Source organism: Streptococcus australis ATCC 700641 (assembly GCF_000186465.1).
Taxonomy (GTDB): domain Bacteria; phylum Bacillota; class Bacilli; order Lactobacillales; family Streptococcaceae; genus Streptococcus; species Streptococcus australis.
On sequence record NZ_GL636091.1, the window covers coordinates 522,547 to 541,894 of the forward strand.

Sequence of the window (19,348 nt, forward strand, 5' to 3'; positions counted from 1 at the left end):
GCTTCCAGAGAGCAGAAGAACTTGTCAAATAGTGGAAAACTTGCTATAATGGTGTGAATGGAGGCGTTATGGCATTAAAAAAAGCAAGTCTAGCGTGTACGGTTTGTGGGTCACGCAACTACTCAATCAAGTTGAGTGCGACGCCAAAACCAAAACGTCTAGAAGTTAATAAGTTTTGTAAACATTGTAGCAAATATACAATTCATAAAGAAACCAGATAGGAGAATGTTGTGAAATTTTTTAAAGATATTTTTGTCTTGCTAAAAAACACGACTTGGCCAAATCGCAAGGAAAGATGGAAAAACTTTATCTCCGTGATTGAGTACACCGCTTTTTTTGTAGCTTTGATTTATTTGTTTGACCAAGTAGTGGCTAAAGGTATTTTGAAGCTAATCGATATGTTCTAAAAAAGAAACAAATTTGCGTCCCCTGTGGATGCTTTTTTTCTTATCTTGCTGAAGAAAAACAAGAGAAACTGCTTTGCTTTCTCCGGTTTTATGTTATAATGGAGCTAGGAAAACAAGAGCCAGAAGGCTTTTTTTAGTATCGTGATGAAACGATGGACCTCTGGTAGATAAGAAAGGAAACAAAAATGGATAGTTTTGACAAAGGCTGGTTTGTCCTACAGACCTACTCAGGATATGAAAACAAAGTGAAGGAAAACCTTCTTCAACGCGCACAAACATATAACATGTTGGAAAACATCTTGCGTGTAGAAATCCCTACTCAAACTGTGCAAATCGAGAAGAACGGGAAAACAAAAGAAATCGAAGAAAATCGCTTCCCTGGTTATGTCTTAGTAGAAATGGTCATGACTGATGAAGCTTGGTTTGTTGTTCGGAATACACCAAACGTAACAGGATTTGTTGGATCACACGGGAACCGTTCAAAACCAACTCCACTTTTGGAAGACGAGATTCGTAACATCTTGATTTCGATGGGACAAACAGTTCAAGATTTCAACATTGATGTGAAGGTGGGAGATACTGTACGTATCATCGATGGTGCCTTTGCAGACTACACTGGTAAGATCACAGAAATCGATAACAACAAGGTGAAAATGATTATCACCATGTTTGGAAATGACACTGTGGCAGAAGTCAACCTCAATCAAATTGCAGAATTGTAAGGAATGAAAAGGGGTCCTTCCCTCCTTGATACAAAGAAATCCTCTAAGACGCTGGTCTTGGAGGATTTGTGTTTGTTGAGAAGGGATTCTATCCCATTGGTGTGAAAAGCAACTGAATGCTTGAATAGGATCAGAAATGATTCCCGAAAAGGGCAACTTTATGCAGGCTCAGAGATTTGGAAGACTGTCTCTTTGTCAAAACCAACTGAGTAGTCTTTTCCGTCTTCTCCCTTCCAACTGAAGATCGTCGCGTAGCCAAAGACGAAAACAGTTTCTGGACGGCCGTGTTTTTCGACGACTTCTTTAGCCGTCATTCCAGGTTGAATATCCTTGAGATTCGTAACCTTTTTAGCGTTAGGCAGGGTTGCAATTTTGTTAGACACCTGATTTTTTTCATTAAATCCAATCAAGATACTAAAGTTATCTCCATGCCAATAGAAATCATCAGCAGTATCAGTATCAGCAGATCCCAACTTTCTGAGGACTTCTTCTTTTGAAGTAGGAGTAAGGTTCTCATTGCCAATGAGGGCCTCCACTTTAATTTCTTTGAATGCAACCCATTTTGGCATTTCGGGGATATCTCCGATAGATTCAAGAGCTTCCCCTTGGTCCATCCAGCTCATTGTATAGTTAGGATCCTCGCGCGTGTTAGAATTTGAAGAACTAGAAGAACCATCGTCATCGAAGTCTGATGGAAATTCTTTTTTGCTGGTTGATTTTTTAGAGGATGAACTTCTAGAGCTCTTAGAGGTTTTTTTAGAACTGCTAACAAGGGGCTTTCTTTGGTGAGTCTCTGGTACAGCGGGTTGGCAAGCGGTAAGCATGGCAAAAGAGAGGATGCTGAGAGTATACAAGGTAACTTTTTTCATAATCATCTTTTCCTTTCATGAGTGGAGAACAGAATCGCTCGCAAAGGAGCGATGGTGCAGTCCAATCCAGTGATGGTATCAAAAAAAGCCCATTGCTGGGCTCATTGATATTTGTTTGTGAAGGCGGTAGACGGATTTGAACCGACGATCAAGCTTTTGCAGAGCCGTGCCTTACCACTTGGCTATACCGCCACAACATATTCTATTTTATCTTAAAAATCAGATAAGGTCAAGAAAAAATTTCGGACAAAAGGCTTATGAAAGGGAAAGAATGAGAATCGTGCAGAAAAACATAAAGGAAGGAGAAAAAAGACCTGAAGAAAAGCAGGAAAGTCTAGGAATTTCTCTCAAATGACTTGCAAAAAGCTTCTAAATCTGCTATACTGATAAAGTTGCGTAAAGCAATAAATACTCATCCTGGAACCATTGTGGCACCGTTGCCCTTGTGGTCGTGTTGCAAGCTGACGTCTGGGAGAGGAGAAAAAAACAAAAAGGAGAATTTACTCATGGCAGTAATTTCAATGAAACAACTTCTTGAGGCTGGTGTACACTTCGGTCACCAAACTCGTCGCTGGAACCCTAAGATGGCTAAGTACATCTTTACTGAGCGTAACGGAATCCACGTTATCGACTTGCAACAAACTGTAAAATACGCTGACCAAGCATATGACTTCATGCGTGATGCTGCTGCAAACGACGCAGTTGTATTGTTTGTTGGTACTAAGAAACAAGCTGCTGAAGCTGTTGCGGAAGAAGCTGTTCGTTCAGGTCAATACTTCATCAACCACCGTTGGTTGGGTGGTACCCTTACTAACTGGGGAACAATCCAAAAACGTATCGCTCGTTTGAAAGAAATCAAACGTATGGAAGAAGAAGGAATCTTCGACGTTCTTCCTAAGAAAGAAGTTGCACTTCTTAACAAACAACGCGCTCGTCTTGAAAAATTCTTGGGTGGTATCGAAGAAATGCCTCGTATCCCAGACGTAATGTACGTTGTTGACCCACACAAAGAGCAAATCGCTGTTAAAGAAGCTAAGAAATTGGGTATCCCAGTTGTAGCGATGGTCGACACAAACACTGACCCAGACGATATCGATGTAATCATCCCAGCGAACGATGATGCTATCCGCGCTGTTAAATTGATCACTGCGAAAATGGCTGACGCTGTTATCGAAGGACGTCAAGGTGAAGATGCAGTTGCATCAGTTGAAGCTGAATTGGCAGCAACTGAAACTCAAGCAGATTCAATCGAAGAAATCGTTGAAGTTGTAGAAGGCGACAACGCTTAATTATCACAATCGTAATTACCTAGGAGGGCGGGGCTTAGCCCGGCTCTCCTATTTTTAAAAAAATATAGGAGAATCAAAATGGCAGAAATTACAGCTAAACTTGTTAAAGAGTTGCGTGAAAAATCTGGTGCTGGTGTTATGGACGCTAAGAAAGCCTTGGTTGAAGTTGATGGTGACATCGAAAAAGCAATCGAATTGCTTCGCGAAAAAGGTATGGCTAAGGCAGCTAAGAAAGCTGACCGTGTTGCCGCTGAAGGTTTGACTGGTGTTTATGTGAACGGTAACGTTGCAGCAGTAGTTGAAGTAAATGCTGAAACTGACTTCGTTGCGAAAAACGCTCAATTCGTTGAATTGGTAAATGCTACAGCGAAAGTCATCGCTGAAGGTAAACCAGCTAACAACGAAGAAGCTCTTGCTTTGACAATGCCTTCAGGTGAAACTCTTGAAGCAGCATACGTATCTGCAACAGCTACAATCGGAGAAAAAATCTCATTCCGTCGTTTTGCTTTGCTTGAAAAAACAGATGCACAACACTTCGGTGCATACCAACACAACGGTGGACGTATCGGTGTTATCTCTGTTGTCGAAGGTGGAGACGAAGCACTTGCTAAACAAATTTCAATGCACATCGCTGCAATGAAACCAACTGTTCTTTCATACAAAGAATTGGATGAGCAATTCGTAAAAGATGAGTTGGCACAATTGAACCACGTGATCGACCAAGACAACGAAAGCCGTGCAATGGTTGGTAAACCAGCTCTTCCACACTTGAAGTATGGTTCTAAAGCTCAATTGACTGACGAAGTGGTTGCTCAAGCTGAAGAAGATATCAAAGCTGAATTGGCAGCTGAAGGTAAACCAGAAAAAATCTGGGATAAAATCATCCCAGGTAAAATGGATCGCTTCTTATTGGACAACACGAAAGTTGACCAAGCCTACACTCTTCTTGCACAAGTTTACATCATGGATGACAGCAAGACAGTGGAAGCTTACCTTGAATCAGTAAATGCTTCAGTTGTTGAATTCGTTCGCTTTGAAGTTGGTGAAGGTATTGAAAAAGCTTCAAATGACTTTGAAGCAGAAGTTGCAGCTACAATGGCAGCAGCTCTTAACAACTAAGAATAAAAAATAAGAGGTTTCGATGGAAACCTCTTTTTTTGCAAGATAAAGTCATCTAAATAACTTTCCTTAGGTGAGTACGGACGTCAGCGAACTTCTACGAAGTTCCATGACTTAGTTTTGAACCTAAAGTTTCAAAACTCCCGAGTGCCAAAAAAAATTGTATTTCAGGCACTTTTCTCACAGCGGAAAGTTTTTTAATCTGCTTCAGTGACCCAAAATAATAGAAGTTATATTTCTGAAAAATCATCTAGCTATTTTATGTAAAAACTAGTTGTCTACATTCTAAAAGGACTGAATCATCTATTTCAGTCCTTTTACGATTAATGCGCAAAGGTATCGAGTCCAAAGAGGAGCGAGAGGGTTCCCATGATAAGCCCTGCTAGAATGACTCCCAACATGAGCGCTAGGACGCTCCGTTTGAAGTCCCAGTCTAGAATAGAGGCGGCGAGGGTTCCAGTCCAGGCTCCAGTTCCTGGCAATGGAATGCCGACGAAGAGGAGTAGTGCCCAAAAGATTCCCTTATCTCCTGCAGCTTCTTCCAATTTTTGACCTCCACGATGTCCCTTGTTGAGACACCAGGTAAAGAAATTCCCGATAATAGGCTTTTCTTTACCCCACTCCAGGATATGGCGAGCGAAAAAGAAAATGATAGGGACAGGAAGCATGTTGCCAACGACCCCAATCAGGAGAGCTTGCCAAAGAGGAATTCCGCTAGAGATGGCGTAGGGAACGGCTCCACGAAGTTCTACCAGAGGAATCATGGAGATTAAAAAAGTAATAATGTAGTTCATGTGTCATCCTTTCAATTCATCCTTTTCATTCTACCTTATCTCCACTGGAATGACAACTATTTCAAACAGGAGAATTCCTTTTGAAGGCATGGAAATAGAGGGAGCTCGAATCCTTTATATTAAATTGGGATCAACTCACGATTTGTTTCTCAAGTTCTCGTATATGAAAGAACTGTTATTATAGATTAATTCTCCAGACAAGGCTATTTTATGCTAATAAGAATCAGTTCGACAAAGTATAGTTCTTTTAGTACAAACTATATATTCTTAGCTAGCTCTCTTGTTTAAGCCCCAACTTTTGGTATAGTTAAAATGTAGAGTTTCTTTTTTTGCAAACGCATTTTAGAAAGCGCTTACATTATTAAAATCCCAAGAGGAGGTTAAATATGGGAAAGTCTTTTTTTGAAAAGCGCAGTGTATTTAGTATTCGCAAGCTCGCGGTTGGAGCTTGTTCTGTATTAATCGGTGTATCTTTTTTTGGAGCTCCATCTGTCTTAGCTGAAGAAGAAGGAAGAACTGTAACAGAAGAGGAGATGACATCCACAAGGGAAGCGTCAGAGGGGACTACTGGAGAGGTTGTGACAAGTGATAAAGCCTCAATAACCTTAGAGGCGCCTGCTGTCATTACTCCTGAAAGAAATGAGAGCGAAGTCGAACAGCCACAGGTGGAACCTCAAACAAGTGTACGTTCTGCTGGGGCTACTGAAGAGGCCACGAAAGACCAAAAACAGGTAGCGGAGGACATGGTGCAAGATCGCGAACGAGACTTTAATAAGGACTGGTATTTCAAATTAAATGCAGCTCCTGGTGCAGAAGGTCGCCAGGTGGATGTTAAAAACTGGAAAAAATTAGATTTACCCCACGATTGGTCGATCTTCTTTGACTTCGATCACAACTCTCCGGCTCAAAATGAAGGGGGACAATTAAACGGTGGGGATGCTTGGTATCGCAAGACCTTCCGTTTGGAAGACAAGGACCTCGATAAGAAGGTGCGTTTGGAATTTGGTGGAGTTTACATGGATTCGAAAGTCTATGTAAATGGGCAATTTGTTGGTCATTATCCAAATGGCTACAATGCTTTTTCTTATGATATTACTCCTTATTTGAATGCGGATGGAAGTGAAAACACCATCGCGGTTCATGTGGTCAACCAACAACCAAGTAGTCGTTGGTATTCTGGAAGTGGGATCTATCGTGATGTCAAACTGAGTGTGACGGACAAGGTTCATGTGGCTAAGTATGGGACCACCATCACGAGTTCAAAATTAGAAGAACAACAGAATGGGGCAGTCGATACTCTTGTGAAGAGTCGTATTGTCAACCAAGATGATCAAGCCCACAGTATTTATGCAGAATACGAAATCGTCGATCAAAATGGTCAAGTGGTCAGTGAAAAGGTACGTAGTGAAGTTCAATCCGTTTTGGCTGGTCAAGAGATCAACCTGTCTCATACCCTTCATGTTGAAAAACCGACCCTCTGGGATGTGAAGACCAATAACCCAGCCCTCTATACGCTGTATACGCGGGTCTATCGGGATTCGCAGTTGGTCGATGTGCAAAAGGAACGCTTTGGCTACCGCTATCTGAACTGGACACCAGAAGGGGGCTTCTTCCTTAACGGAGTGGCTACCAAATTCCACGGTGTTTCCCTTCACCATGACCATGGGGCCCTCGGAGCTGAGGAAAATTACAAGGCTGAATACCGCCGCCTTAAACAGATGAAGGACATGGGAGTCAATGCCATCCGGACGACCCACAACCCAGCCAGTGAACAAACCTTGCGAATTGCGGCTGAGTTGGGCTTGATGGTCCAAGAAGAAGCTTTTGATACTTGGTATGGTGGTAAGAAGCAATACGATTACGGTCGATTCTTTGAAAAGGATGCAACGCATCCAGAAGCTCGAAAAGGGGATAAGTGGTCTGACTATGATCTTCGGACCATGGTAGAGCGGGGCAAGAACAATCCTTCTATTGTGATGTGGTCAATCGGTAACGAAGTCGGTGAAGCAGATGGATCTGATAAGTCTGTCGCAACCGTTCGTCGTCTTGTCAAGACCATCAAGGAAGTGGATGCAACTCGCTATGTCACCATGGGAGCTGACAAATTCCGCTTTGGTGATGGATCAGGAGGGCATGAAAAGGTAGCGGCAGAGCTCGATGCAGTTGGATTTAACTATTCAGAGGCCAACTATGAAAGCCTACGAGCTAAACACCCAAACTGGCTCATTTATGGTTCTGAAACCTCTTCTGCGACGCGGACACGAGGCTCTTACTACCACCCTGAAAGAGAATGGGTCGGAAGCAACCAAGAAGATCGCCACTATGAACAATCAGACTACGGCAATGACCGGGTTGGTTGGGGTCGGACAGCGACAGCCTCTTGGACCTTTGACCGTGATCATGCCGGCTATGCAGGTCAATTTATCTGGACAGGTACAGACTATATTGGTGAGCCAACACCATGGCACAACCAAAATGATACACCTGTGAAAAGTTCTTATTTCGGTATCGTGGATACTGCCGGCCTTCCGAAGAATGATTTTTACCTTTACCAAAGTCAATGGTTGTCAGCTGAGAAACATCCAATGGTCCATCTCTTACCACATTGGAACTGGGACAATCCAGAATTGGCCAATCGTGTCATGGATGAAGAAGGTCGGATTCCTGTTCGTGCCTTCTCCAATGCCCACAGTGTGGAATTGATTGTCAATGGGGAATCACAAGGAGTGAAGACCTTTACCAAGAAGACCACAGCAGATGGCCGGACTTACCAAGAAGGGGCAAATCCGGATGAACTCTATCTAGAGTGGTTGGTTCCTTATGTGCCAGGTAAGGTGGAAGCTATTGCCCGCAACGAAGCAGGAGAAGTGATTGCCCGCGATCAGATTGAAACAGCTGGGAAGCCAGCCGGTGTTCGTCTGCTGAAAGAAGAACATGCTATTGCGGCAGACGGCAAGGATTTGACCTATATTACCTATGAAATCGTCGATGAAGCAGGTCGTGTCGTCCCAACTGCCAATAACTTGGTGCATTTCCATTTGCATGGCCAAGGCCAAATTGTCGGTGTCGACAACGGGGAACAAGCTAGCCGGGAACGCTACAAAGCACAGGAAGATGGCTCATGGCAACGTCGGGCCTTTAACGGCAAAGGGGTGGTCATTGTCAAATCAACGGAACAGGCGGGTGCCTTTACCCTTTATGCAGACTCAGACCGCTTGCAGTCAGACCAAGTCAGCCTCTTTACCGGCAAGAAGGACCAGGCGGAACGCACCGTATTGGGTGTGGAACCCGTTCGACAAAGTGCTTATCTGGGAGAAGAGCCAGCTTTACCAAGTAAGGTCAATGTGGTCTATAGCGATGGCAAGGCCCAAGAAGAAGCCGTTGAATGGGAAAGAGCAGACTATAGTCGGGCTGGCCAAGTTCGTGTGACAGGTCATGTTCAAGGACGCACGGTCGAAGCTCTGGTTGATGTGATCGGCGTGGAGCAAGTCCTTCCAGTTATCAAACAAATCCCGCAGGGAGCAGACCTAGCGACAGTGGATAAGACTGTGCAATTGGTCTTCACAGATGGCCGAACAGTTAGCTATGAAGTTGATCAATGGACCTTGGAAGCTGGTCAAGAGGAGCAATTGTCTACACCAGGTGCTCGCTTGAAAGCTACAGGACTCCTAGGCAATGGGGAAGCAGTCCAAGCGACTCTGGTGGTTGCTGGTGGAACAGTCAGCAAGGCTAAGAAACCAACAGTACAGCTAGATGGGGTAGCCCTTCCAAAATTTGGCAGTGGCAACCATACTATTTTCCGCCCATTGGCTTATGGGCAAGAGCCTGGTCAAGTCACAGCAAGTGCAGAAAATGCCCAAGTGACGGTCCTACAAGCTAGTCGTGAAAATGGTTTGAAAGCTCAAATCTTTGTGACTGCTCAGGATACGGGAGCTGTTCAGACCTATGTGGTGCAATTCCAAGAAGAAAGTCCACAGATCCAGCGCCTAGAATTGCGTCTGCCAGAAGGGCAAGAACTCAAGGAAGACCAAACAGTAACGCTTGATGTCATTGCTCATTACCAAGATGGCAGTGTGGCTAGTCTCCAAGCAGATCAAATCGATGTGGCAACAGCAGCGGGAAGTCAAGGAAAAGCAGTCGTAAGCAAGAAAGGTTTGGAACTGCGAGAAGCAGGCTTGGTTCATTTACAAGCTAGCTTCCAGGGACAGACAGGAGAAATCAGCTTTACCATCACGCCAAATCCTGAAGAAAAGACAGTTGTTAAGGTGCGTCCTGTACGGATCAGCACCGATCGAAACGTGTTGCCAGTTCTTCCAGAGACAGTCTTGGTCGAGTATGATAAGGGATTCCCGAAAGAAAAACGTGTGACCTGGGATGCCGTAACAGCAGATCAAGTCAAGGATTACCATAGCTTTACAGTCACAGGTCATGTAGAGGGTGTGGAGAAAGAAGCCCAGGCCCAAGTCACAGTTGAAGGCATTATCGCTGTAGAAGAAGTTAGCACGACAACGCCAGTCGGAGAAAAACCAGCTCTTCCAGAAAGCGTGCGGACCTATCACTCTAATGGTAAGACCTATGCTGCTAAGGTAGCCTGGGACGCGGTCGATCCGCAACTCTTGGCCCAAGAAGGAGAAGTTGTTATCTCCGGTCGTGTAGAAGGAACCAACCTTCCAACCCGTCTCCATATCCGTGTTTCCGCAAACACAGTCAAGGGAGCCAACGTAGCAGAACAATGGACAGGCTCAGTCTTGCCACTTGCCTTTGCAAGTGACTCTAACGATGCAGATCCAGTTGCTAAGGTCAATGATAAGGTCGTCTCCTTTACCGATGCTCCAGCTAACCGTTGGACCAACTGGGGCCGTGACAATGCGGAAGATTCTGTCGGTATCTTGTTTGGGGACTCTGGTATCTTGACCAAGCGTGCAGTGGATAACCTCCATGTTGGTTTCCACGAAGACCACGGTGTTGGGGCTCCAAGTGAATATGTGATTGAATACTATGTGGGTGAGCAAATCCCAGCAGTACCAAGCAATCCAAATCGCGTCAAAGACGAAACAGACCATCCATTTAACAACCCAGCTAACTGGAAAGAAGTCAGCAACCTAAGCGTTGACGAAGCAGTGACAGCTGGCAAGATGAATCATTTTAGTTTTGATAAAGTCGACACCTATGCCGTTCGGATCCGAATGAAGACACCAGAAGGTAAACGTGGAAGCTCTATTTCAGAGATTCAGGTATTTGCAAATAAGGTTGCGGCAGAAGAAAAGAGCCAGGTGACCATTCGTGTCAATGGTGAGGTATTGCCAGGTGTCAACCCAAGTGTGATAGATTACTACATCGATGCGCGTGATCGGGCTTATCCACAAGTGGAAGCAACAGCTAGCCATCACGGTCTTGCAACAGTTGTGCCAAGCGTCCATGAAGGTGAGCCAATCCGCGTCATCCACAAAGCAGAAGATGGCACCATCTTACAAGAATACCGCCTCCATCTCACAAGCGATGCAGAAAAACTGAAACAATCTGCTCCAGTAGCAGTCGAAGCAGGTAGCCGTTTTGTGAAGATTGGTCAAAATCTAGTTTTACCATCTACCGTAGGCGTCTACTTCAAAGGGGCTACAGGCTATGAACGCAAGGAACTGACGGTGAACTGGCAAGCTGTACCAGCTGATGCGCTTTCTCATGAAGGTAGCTTCACGCTAGAAGGAAAAGTCATTGGCTATGATCTGACGGCTCAGCTGACCGTCCGGGTGTCAGAAAAAACCGGAGAAATCCTCTCTGTGAACCCTGACTACAATGCAGAGGATACCAGAGCATTTGCCAGTGAAACCAACGATCTCGATCCAAATCAAATTGACTATATCGATTACATCAATGATGGTGGCTACAACGAGTACTATCGTTGGACCAACTGGAAGAGAGAACCAGATCAAACAGAAGTGTTTGCCGGTCTCATCTTCAAGAAAAATGGTCAAGTAACAGAGCGTTTAGTCAATAAAGTAGCAGTCGACTTCTTTGCAGATCAGGAAACAGGTCTGCCAACCAAGACGGTTCTTGAACGCTACATTGGACCAGACTTTGATGTTCCGGATGATTATGGCAATCTAAAAAAACTTCCAGATCATCCATTTAACCAAGCCTCTAACTGGGAAGAAATTCCTTACAGCTTGGATTATGCCTTTGAGCCTGGTTATATCTCTAACCTCAGCTTCAATGAAACCAGAACCAAAGCCATCCGTTTAAGAATGGTCCGTGATGAAAATCTAAAAGGAATTGGAATCGTTGAATTGAGTGCTTATGCACCAACGGAAGAGGCTCAGGCGACAACAGACGTCACCATTCAAGTGAATGGCAAAGACCTAGAAGGATTTAACCCAGATGTGACGGATTATCATCTAGAGTATGAGGGAGAACGTCCAATAGTTTCAGCACAAGGTAAGAATGGGGCAACTGTTACAGTTGTTGATGCTAAAGGTTCTGATACACCTGCTCTTGTCAAGGTTGTATCAGAAGATGGCAAGCTAGAAAAAGTATATCAACTTTCTCTCTCCGCAAAAGCACCAACAGGAACAGCTATTCCTGAAGAAGGAGTTAAGAATCTGGTCCATACCAAGCCAGAGTTGGTGATTGAGCCAGAAGAGATGGACTTTGAACGCCTAGAACGTCCAAATGCGGATCTTCCAAAAGGTGAGAAACGTGTGGTTCAAGTAGGTCAAAAAGGCCGCAAATTGCGCTTAGTGGAAGTCTCTCAAGAAAATGGTGTGGAAAGCCGGAAGGAACTGGATGCCTTTGTAGAGCAAGATCCAGTAGCAGAAATCACAGAGGTGGGCACCAAGGAAGTTCCAACGGAAAATCCAAGTGACAAGCCAACGCCACAGCCAGAACCACAACCACAACCAGAGCCACAACCAGAGCCACAACCGCTTCCGAGCCCAGAACGTCCTCATGTCTCAGAAAGACCAGAGCCAGCAGAAACTTCTAAGTCATCTGTTGGAGTGGAACCTGTCAGTCAGAAAGGAATCGTTTCAGAAGGGAAGGCAGTTGAGAAAATAGCTCAGGCGCCAGCAGTTTCGTCTGCTCCAGTTTCCGAAGGTACATTACCAAATACAGGATCAGAAGAAAGCGTCGCAAGCCTTGTTGCAGGTCTCCTAGCAGCAGGACTTGCTGGTGCTGTGCTGGATGATAAGAAAAAAAGAGCCGATAAGGCCAAGTAAAAAAACTGGATAAACCAGTAAACATACGGTGAAAAGTTCACAGGTAACAGAAAGAGGATGGGGGGAGTCTCCACCCTCTTTACCTGATGACAAAAAGGAATGGAATATGGGAAAAAGATTATTTGATAAGAGAAATCGATTTGGTATTCGTAAACTCTCAGTAGGCGTCTGCTCGGTAGTCGTAGCGACTTGTTTTTTAGGAGTCACTACCAGTTACGCAGAGGAACAAGCTGAGAGGAGTGAGACTCGTGAAGAACGAGTCGACACAAGTGATGTCGAGCATCAAGGGGAGGAGGAGAAAACTGTGAACGAGCACCAAGAAGAATCAGAACAGCCCTCATCAGCTAATAGTGAGAAAGAAAATCGCGCAGTTAGCCAAGGGACAGAAGCAAGCCAACCAGCCACTTCTCTAGATGAGGAGCCTGAGATTGCGGATTATGGACCACTTCCAAGCAAGGCTCAGATGCAATACCACCGCGAAGAACTAGCAGCTTTCATCCACTTTGGGATGAATACTTACTACGATCGTGAGTGGGGAGATGGGCAAGAAGACCCTTATTATTTCTATCCAGAGCATCTGGATACCGATCAGTGGATCAAAACCCTGAAAGATGCTGGCTTCAAACGGACCATCATGGTCGTCAAGCACCACGATGGCTTCCTCTTGTACCCTTCTAAATACACCGACCATACCATTGCCAAAAGTGGTTGGAAGGAAGGAAAAGGCGATGTCCTAGCCGAAGTTTCTGCTTCTGCCAGCAAGTATGACATGGATATGGGGGTCTACCTCTCCCCTTGGGATGCTCACAGCCCGCTCTACCATGTGGATACAGAGGACCAATACAACGAATACTATCTCAACCAGCTCAAAGAAATCCTTGAAGATCCAAAATATGGAAACAAGGGCAAGTTCGTGGAAGTCTGGATGGATGGAGCGCGTGGCGATGGAGCTCAAAAAGTCACCTATACCTTTGACAAGTGGTTTGATGCCATTCGTAAGGCCCAAGGAGATATTGCCATCTTCTCAGCTGAGCCAACCAATGTTCGTTGGATCGGAAATGAAAAGGGGATTGCCGGAGATCCAGTTTGGCATAAGGTCAATCCGGATAAGATTCGCAACAATCCATCCAACAGTTACCTCAATCACGGGGATCCGGAAGGGAAGCAATACTCAGTGGGAGAAGCTGATGTTTCTATTCGCTCCGGCTGGTTCTACCATGACAATCAAGAGCCTAAGTCCTTGCGCGAATTGATGGATATTTACTTCAAATCGGTTGGTCGTGGAACCCCGCTTTTGCTCAATATCCCACCTAACCAAGACGGAAAATTTGCGGATGCGGATGTGGCCCGTTTGAAAGAATTCCGCCAGACCTTGGATCAACTCTACAGCGTGGACTATGCGGCGGGCGCTTTGGTAGAAGCTGACTCGACACGGCGCAATTCTCATTACTCAGCCAGCCATTTGACGGATGGAGATGAGAAGACCAGTTGGGCACCTGCCGATGATGCCAAGACCGGATCTTTTGTCCTCGATCTTGGAAAAGAGCAACATTTTGATGTGGTAGAGCTCAAAGAAACCATCGAGAAAGGCCAACGGATTTCCGGTTTCACCATCGATGTAGCGGTGAATGGGCAATGGGTTCCTTTTGGGGCTGGGTCAACCGTTGGATATCGCCGTTTGATCAAAGGGCAACCAGTTGATAGTCGCTACCTCCGGGTGTCCATCACCGATGCCCAAGCCACTCCAATCTTGAACGGCGTCTCTGTCTATAAGACGCCAGCTAGCATTGAAGAAACGGATGGCTATCCGCTTGGTTTGGCCTATCATTCTGACCGGACTGCTGACCGTGCCAATAGCCAATGGAATGAAGAGGGAGAAGGCGTTCGAGGCACCTCTATGTGGACCAAGGAAAAGGGAGCTTCGGTGGCCTATCAGTTCGAAGGCACCAAGGCCTATGTCGTCGCAACCGTAGACCCTGGTCATGGGGAAATGGATGTCTATGTCGATGGCCAAAAACTAGCGACGGTTAATACCCAAAGTCCAACCCGCAAACGCAGCCAAAAGGTCTATGAAACACCGGATTTGAAAGCAGGGGCCCATACTTTGACCTTGGTCAATAGCAAGGGAGATGCGATCGCAACGGAAGGGATTTATGCCCTCAATAACCAAGAAAAGGGTCTCTTTGAGTTTGCTCAGCCAACCCTAGCCGTTAAGAAAGGCGACCCAGCGCAAGTCGTCGTCAAGAGAAAGGGTGGCTCTAAAGGAAGTGCCAGTCTTAAATTAATCACAGAACCAGGAACAGGGGTTCATGGCAAGGTTTATAAAGATACCAATGTCACTCTCGAGTTTGCAGATGGAGAGACAGAAAAAACAGTCCAAGTCCCAACCCTTGATTTTGCAGGCAAGGCGACCGATGTCTATGACTTTAAGGTCAAATTGTTGCATCCAGATCAAGGAAGTCTGGTCGGCTTTATTCCAGAGCTGACAGTCCAAGTGATGAACGAGGACCTGCTTCCAGAAAATCGTAAAGAAGTGGATGACCAAGATCCAAAACTGCACTACAGCCAAGGCTGGCATCATGAGACAGACAATCAAAACTTCTCAAATGGAACAGAATCCTGGTCGAGTTTTAACCAAGTGACCGATGAAGAAGGCAAGAAACACATTGATGTGACCATCACCTTTAAGGGAACCGGTGTGGAGGTTCGAGGAGTGGTTGATCCAAGCCATGGTCTCTACAGCGTCACCCTAGACGGAAAAGAAATCGCCTTTGAAGAAGGGCGTGGTCATGATTATGAGATCGAAGGCGATCATTACTTCAGTGGCTACGGAGATCAACGCAAACTCGACCAGAGTTTGGTCAATTTGCAAGGCCTAGCAAAAGGATACCACCAGCTACGCTTGCACCTAGATCCAGCCCTCAATGATCCTCAGTCATCTAGAGCCATCCAGGTAGACCGGTTTGTCCTATCAGGAAAAGATAGTCAGTTGTTCAGTCAAGAAGAGCTACAACAGATTATCAAAGAAGGAGTAGAAAAGATCAAGGCTACTTCTCTCGATCGCTTGAAAGCAGACCTCAAACCGACTATTCAACATCAATTGGCTGAATTGACTCAGTTGTTGAATCAAGAGCGGCCAGATTTGGTTGCTGCAGCGAATCAAGTGGAAGCCCTTGAAACCATCCTAGAAGATGATCGCAATTATGAACCGCTGACGCAGACACGCCCAGACGAAGGTGTTCGGGATTTGATTCTTGAAAAGCCAGAACTGCTCATCGAAGCGGAGGAGATTCCATTTGAGAGTCAAACGCGTGAAAACAAGGATTTGGCCAAGGGGGAAAGCCGGATCCTTCAAGCAGGGAAGGTTGGACGCCGGTTGAAGTTGATCGAGGTTCGACAAGAAGAAGGCAAAGAAATTCGGACAGAAGTCGATGCCTTTGTCGAAGTAGAAGCCCAGGACCAGATAACAGAAGTCGGAACAGGAGTGGTAGAAGAAAATCCAATTATTCCGGATGTGCCGCTACCAACAAGTCCAAGTGAAGACTCACAAGAAACGAAACCGTTGCTTCCGCTAGAAGACAAAAAAGAAAGTGGAATTTCTCGGATATTGACACCGACGGCGCTAAATGCGACTCCTCTTTCTCCTGTGTCTACATCAGAAGCCGTAAATCCAGACACTGTGCAGTCGAAAGAAAAACTGCCACAGACAGGATCAGAGAAGGCAAGTTTCTTAGCTTGGATCGGACTTCTCGGCTTAGGTTTCTTAGGCGGAAGAGTGAAATTCGCTCGTCGGAAATCCTAATGCCCCTTCTATAAGAGGTTAGCAATCGCTAGCCTCTTTTTTGTTCCTTCTAGCTACCAGTAAGGGGGCTTCAGATTCTATCTCGACGTAGTCTTTGCTTTATTTACAGGCGTAAAAATTGTATAATAGTCAGATAAGGTCAATAATGACATCGTGGATGGTGAGACCATTTTTACCCTCTGAAGAGCAGAGAGCTCATCTAGAATGAAGACGTCAGAAAGGAGCATCATGGCAAGTAAAAATACATCAGATAGCATTGAGGCCTATATCAAGTCGCTACTGGCCCAAGCAGGAATCGCAGAGCTCAAGAGAAGCGAATTAGCGGATGTTTTCCAAGTTGTTCCTAGTCAAATCAATTATGTGATCAAGACCCGCTTCACCGAAAGTCGAGGCTACATCGTAGAGAGCAAGCGTGGAGGTGGGGGGTATATCCGGATTGGCAAGATTCAATTTTCAGACCAACACCAGATGCTAAAAGAGCTAGGCGCAAGTATCGGAGAACAAATCAGTCAGACTGTCTTTTGCGATATCCTCCAGATGCTATTTGAAGAAAAACTCCTTACAAATAGAGAAGCAGAGCTCTTGTCAGTGACGACAACAGACGAGGTTCTGGGAAGTGAAGCCCATCGCTTACGAGCCAATATCCTACGAAAAATTATCCAACAAGTCGATAGAAAGGGAATGTAATCTCCTTATGAACTATTCAAAAGCCCTATTAGAAACGATTGAAGCCGCTCAAATCTTGGCGGGTCATTTTGATTCCCAAACACTAGATACCTGGCATATCCTAGTGGCCCTAGCAAATAACCCCTATAGTGTAGCTGGTTCCGTCTTAAGTGACTATCCCATGCAGATTGATGATTTTCAAGATGCAGCAGAGCACATTACGGGTCAAGTCTACCAACGGGATGGCCGCTATGAGGTATTTCCTTTTTCTTTCCGTGTAGAAGAAATCATGAACCGTTCCCAAGAGATTGCCCAAGCAGTCCATGCCAAAAGTCTGGGAACAGAGCATGTCCTCTTGGCGCTCCTACTAGAGCGGGGAACCCTAGCTTCGCAAGTATTGGAGTATGTCGGCTTCCGCTATGATGATCAGGAAGATGGCATAAAAATCGTCGAACTTCGTAAGAGTTTGGAACAGCGAGCAGGTTGGGACAAGGAGGCTGTCAAGGCTATCCGTTCTCTCTATCGGGCCCAGCAACCAAATCGTCAAACCATGGGAAATATGATGGGCATGCCGGCCTCTACTAGCGGTGGTTTGGAAGACTACACCCGAGATCTGACAGAAATGGCTCGCAATGGCAGTTTGGAACCGGTGATTGGCCGGGGGCAAGAAATCTCGCGGATGATTCAGATTTTGAGCCGCAAAACAAAAAACAATCCGGTCCTCGTTGGAGATGCGGGTGTCGGAAAGACTGCTCTGGCTTTGGGCTTGGCCCAACGGATTGCCAGCGGCGATGTTCCAACGGAGCTTGCTAAGATGCGTGTCTTAGAGTTGGACTTGATGAATGTTGTCGCAGGAACGCGGTTCCGTGGTGATTTTGAAGAGCGGATGAACAACATCATCAATGACATTGAAGAAGATGGCCATGTCATCCTCTTCATTGATGAGCTCCATACCATTATGGGCTCTGGTTCTGGGATTGACTCCACCTTGGATGCGGCCAATATCTTGAAGCCTGCCTTGGCTCGTGGAACACTACGGACCGTAGGGGCTACTACGCAAGAAGAATACCAGAAACACATTGAAAAAGATGCCGCTTTGTCACGCCGCTTTGCTAAGGTCTTGATTGAGCAACCCTCTGTTGCAGATAGCATCGCGATTTTACAAGGGCTCAAGAGCAACTATGAACGTCACCACCGCGTCCATATTACGGATGCAGCCATTGAGACAGCTGTTGTCTATGCTAATCGGTATTTGACCAGTCGCCTCTTGCCAGACTCAGCCATTGATCTTTTGGATGAGGCGGCAGCGACCGTGCAAAACAAGGGACCTCAAGCGGGTCTTCAGTCTGATTTGACACCTGCCGACCAGGCCTTGCTCAAGGGACAGTGGAAAAAAGTTGCTCAGTTACTAAAAGAAGACGCCAGTCCAAAAGGCTACCAGCTAGAAGTCAAGGAAGAGGATATCCTGAAGACGCTCAGTCAGCTTTCTGGCATTCCTGTGGAGAAACTAACGCAAACAGCGGCTAAGAAATACCTGGAATTAGAAGCGGAACTTCATAAGCGCGTGATCGGTCAGGATCAGGCCGTCTCAAGCATCAGCCGAGCAATACGCCGCAATCAGTCTGGAATCCGGTCCCACAAGCGACCAATCGGTTCCTTCCTCTTCCTCGGTCCTACAGGAGTCGGGAAAACCGAGCTAGCCAAGGCCCTTGCAGAAGTTCTCTTTGATGACGAGTCAGCCTTGATCCGTTTTGACATGAGTGAGTACATGGAAAAATTCGCGGCCAGTCGTCTCAACGGAGCTCCTCCAGGCTATGTGGGCTACGAAGAAGGGGGCGAGTTGACGGAAAAAGTTCGCAACAAACCTTATTCTGTCCTCTTGTTTGATGAGGTAGAAAAAGCTCATCCGGATATCTTTAACGTTCTTTTGCAAGTTCTGGATGACGGGGTCTTAACTGATAGCAAGGGACGCAAGGTAGATTTCTCCAATACGATTATTATCATGACGTCAAACTTGGGAGCTACCGCTTTACGAGATGATAAGACAGTTGGTTTTGGAGCCAAGGATATTCGCTTTGACCAAGCCAATATGGAAAAACGCATCTTCGAAGAGTTGAAGAAGACCTATCGCCCAGAGTTTATCAACCGGATTGATGAAAAGGTTGTCTTCCATAGCTTAACCAGTGACCAAATGCACGAGATTGTCAAGATTATGGTGAAACCCTTGGTTCAATCTCTAGCAGAGAAGGGCATTACTCTGAAATTCCAAGCATCTGCCCTTAAATGGCTGGCAACTCATGGATATGATCCAGAGATGGGAGCGCGTCCTTTGCGTCGGACCATTCAGACCCAAGTGGAAGACTACTTGGCAGAGATCCTCTTGAGAGGAGAAGTGGCTGAAGGGCAAACTCTCAAGGTAGGTGTCAAGTCTGCTCAGCTTAACTTCACGATTGACTAGGAGGATATGCA

General features: G+C 45.7%; 11 protein-coding genes and 1 tRNA gene. 9 read left to right on the forward strand and 3 right to left on the reverse strand.

The window, feature by feature from the left end:
* The first annotated feature begins 68 nt into the window (after window positions 1-68).
* The 3 genes from rpmG to nusG all read left to right on the forward strand — a co-directional run bounded on the left by rpmG (window position 69) and on the right by nusG (window position 1,129).
* Entirely contained in the window at window positions 69-221 is a 153-nt protein-coding gene (rpmG, locus tag HMPREF9421_RS10230; RefSeq protein WP_006595433.1) for a 50S ribosomal protein L33, read from the forward strand.
* 9 nt (window positions 222-230) lie between these two features.
* Entirely contained in the window at window positions 231-407 is a 177-nt protein-coding gene (gene secE / locus HMPREF9421_RS02600; RefSeq protein ID WP_006595434.1) for a preprotein translocase subunit SecE, read from the forward strand.
* 185 nt (window positions 408-592) lie between these two features.
* Window positions 593-1,129: a transcription termination/antitermination protein NusG gene (gene nusG / locus HMPREF9421_RS02605; RefSeq protein ID WP_006595435.1), complete on the forward strand. Its 537-nt coding sequence runs from the start codon at window positions 593-595 to the stop codon at window positions 1,127-1,129.
* A 158-nt stretch (window positions 1,130-1,287) separates the two neighbouring features.
* Here the strand turns inward: nusG and HMPREF9421_RS02610 are convergent, their stop codons facing one another.
* Together HMPREF9421_RS02610 and HMPREF9421_RS02615 are read right to left on the reverse strand one after the other, a co-directional pair.
* Entirely contained in the window at window positions 1,288-1,998 is a 711-nt protein-coding gene (locus tag HMPREF9421_RS02610; RefSeq protein WP_006597012.1) for a hypothetical protein, read from the reverse strand.
* Between the two features lie 121 nt (window positions 1,999-2,119).
* Window positions 2,120-2,190 (reverse strand) — tRNA-Cys (locus HMPREF9421_RS02615).
* 314 nt (window positions 2,191-2,504) lie between these two features.
* Between HMPREF9421_RS02615 and rpsB the strand changes: the two genes are divergently transcribed.
* Together rpsB and tsf are read left to right on the forward strand one after the other, a co-directional pair.
* Window positions 2,505-3,287 carry a 30S ribosomal protein S2 gene (gene rpsB, locus HMPREF9421_RS02620; RefSeq protein ID WP_006597010.1) on the forward strand — a complete coding sequence of 261 codons (783 nt, stop codon included), beginning with the start codon at window positions 2,505-2,507 and terminating at the stop codon, window positions 3,285-3,287.
* A 78-nt stretch (window positions 3,288-3,365) separates the two neighbouring features.
* Window positions 3,366-4,406, forward strand: coding sequence for a translation elongation factor Ts (tsf, locus tag HMPREF9421_RS02625; protein ID WP_006595438.1), 1,041 nt, complete (start codon window positions 3,366-3,368; stop codon window positions 4,404-4,406).
* Window positions 4,407-4,729: 323 nt separating this feature from the next.
* Here tsf and HMPREF9421_RS02630 read toward each other — a convergent pair whose 3' ends face one another.
* Window positions 4,730-5,200 (reverse strand): COG2426 family protein, encoded by a 471-nt coding sequence (locus HMPREF9421_RS02630; protein WP_006595439.1) that lies wholly within the window; start codon window positions 5,198-5,200, stop codon window positions 4,730-4,732.
* Window positions 5,201-5,586: 386 nt separating this feature from the next.
* On the opposite strand from HMPREF9421_RS02630, the gene HMPREF9421_RS02635 reads away from it, so the two are divergent.
* From HMPREF9421_RS02635 to HMPREF9421_RS02650, 4 genes are all read left to right on the forward strand, one after another.
* Window positions 5,587-12,411, forward strand: a complete 6,825-nt coding sequence (locus tag HMPREF9421_RS02635; protein ID WP_006595441.1) for an Ig-like domain-containing protein — start codon at window positions 5,587-5,589, stop codon at window positions 12,409-12,411.
* Window positions 12,412-12,517: 106 nt separating this feature from the next.
* Window positions 12,518-16,213, forward strand: a complete 3,696-nt coding sequence (locus HMPREF9421_RS02640) for an alpha-L-fucosidase (RefSeq protein ID WP_040802884.1) — start codon at window positions 12,518-12,520, stop codon at window positions 16,211-16,213.
* Window positions 16,214-16,441: 228 nt separating this feature from the next.
* Window positions 16,442-16,900 carry a CtsR family transcriptional regulator gene (locus HMPREF9421_RS02645; protein WP_006597009.1) on the forward strand — a complete coding sequence of 153 codons (459 nt, stop codon included), beginning with the start codon at window positions 16,442-16,444 and terminating at the stop codon, window positions 16,898-16,900.
* Between the two features lie 7 nt (window positions 16,901-16,907).
* Complete coding sequence (locus tag HMPREF9421_RS02650; protein WP_006595444.1) at window positions 16,908-19,337, forward strand: ATP-dependent Clp protease ATP-binding subunit; 2,430 nt, start codon at window positions 16,908-16,910, stop codon at window positions 19,335-19,337.
* The last annotated feature ends 11 nt before the right edge of the window (window positions 19,338-19,348 follow it).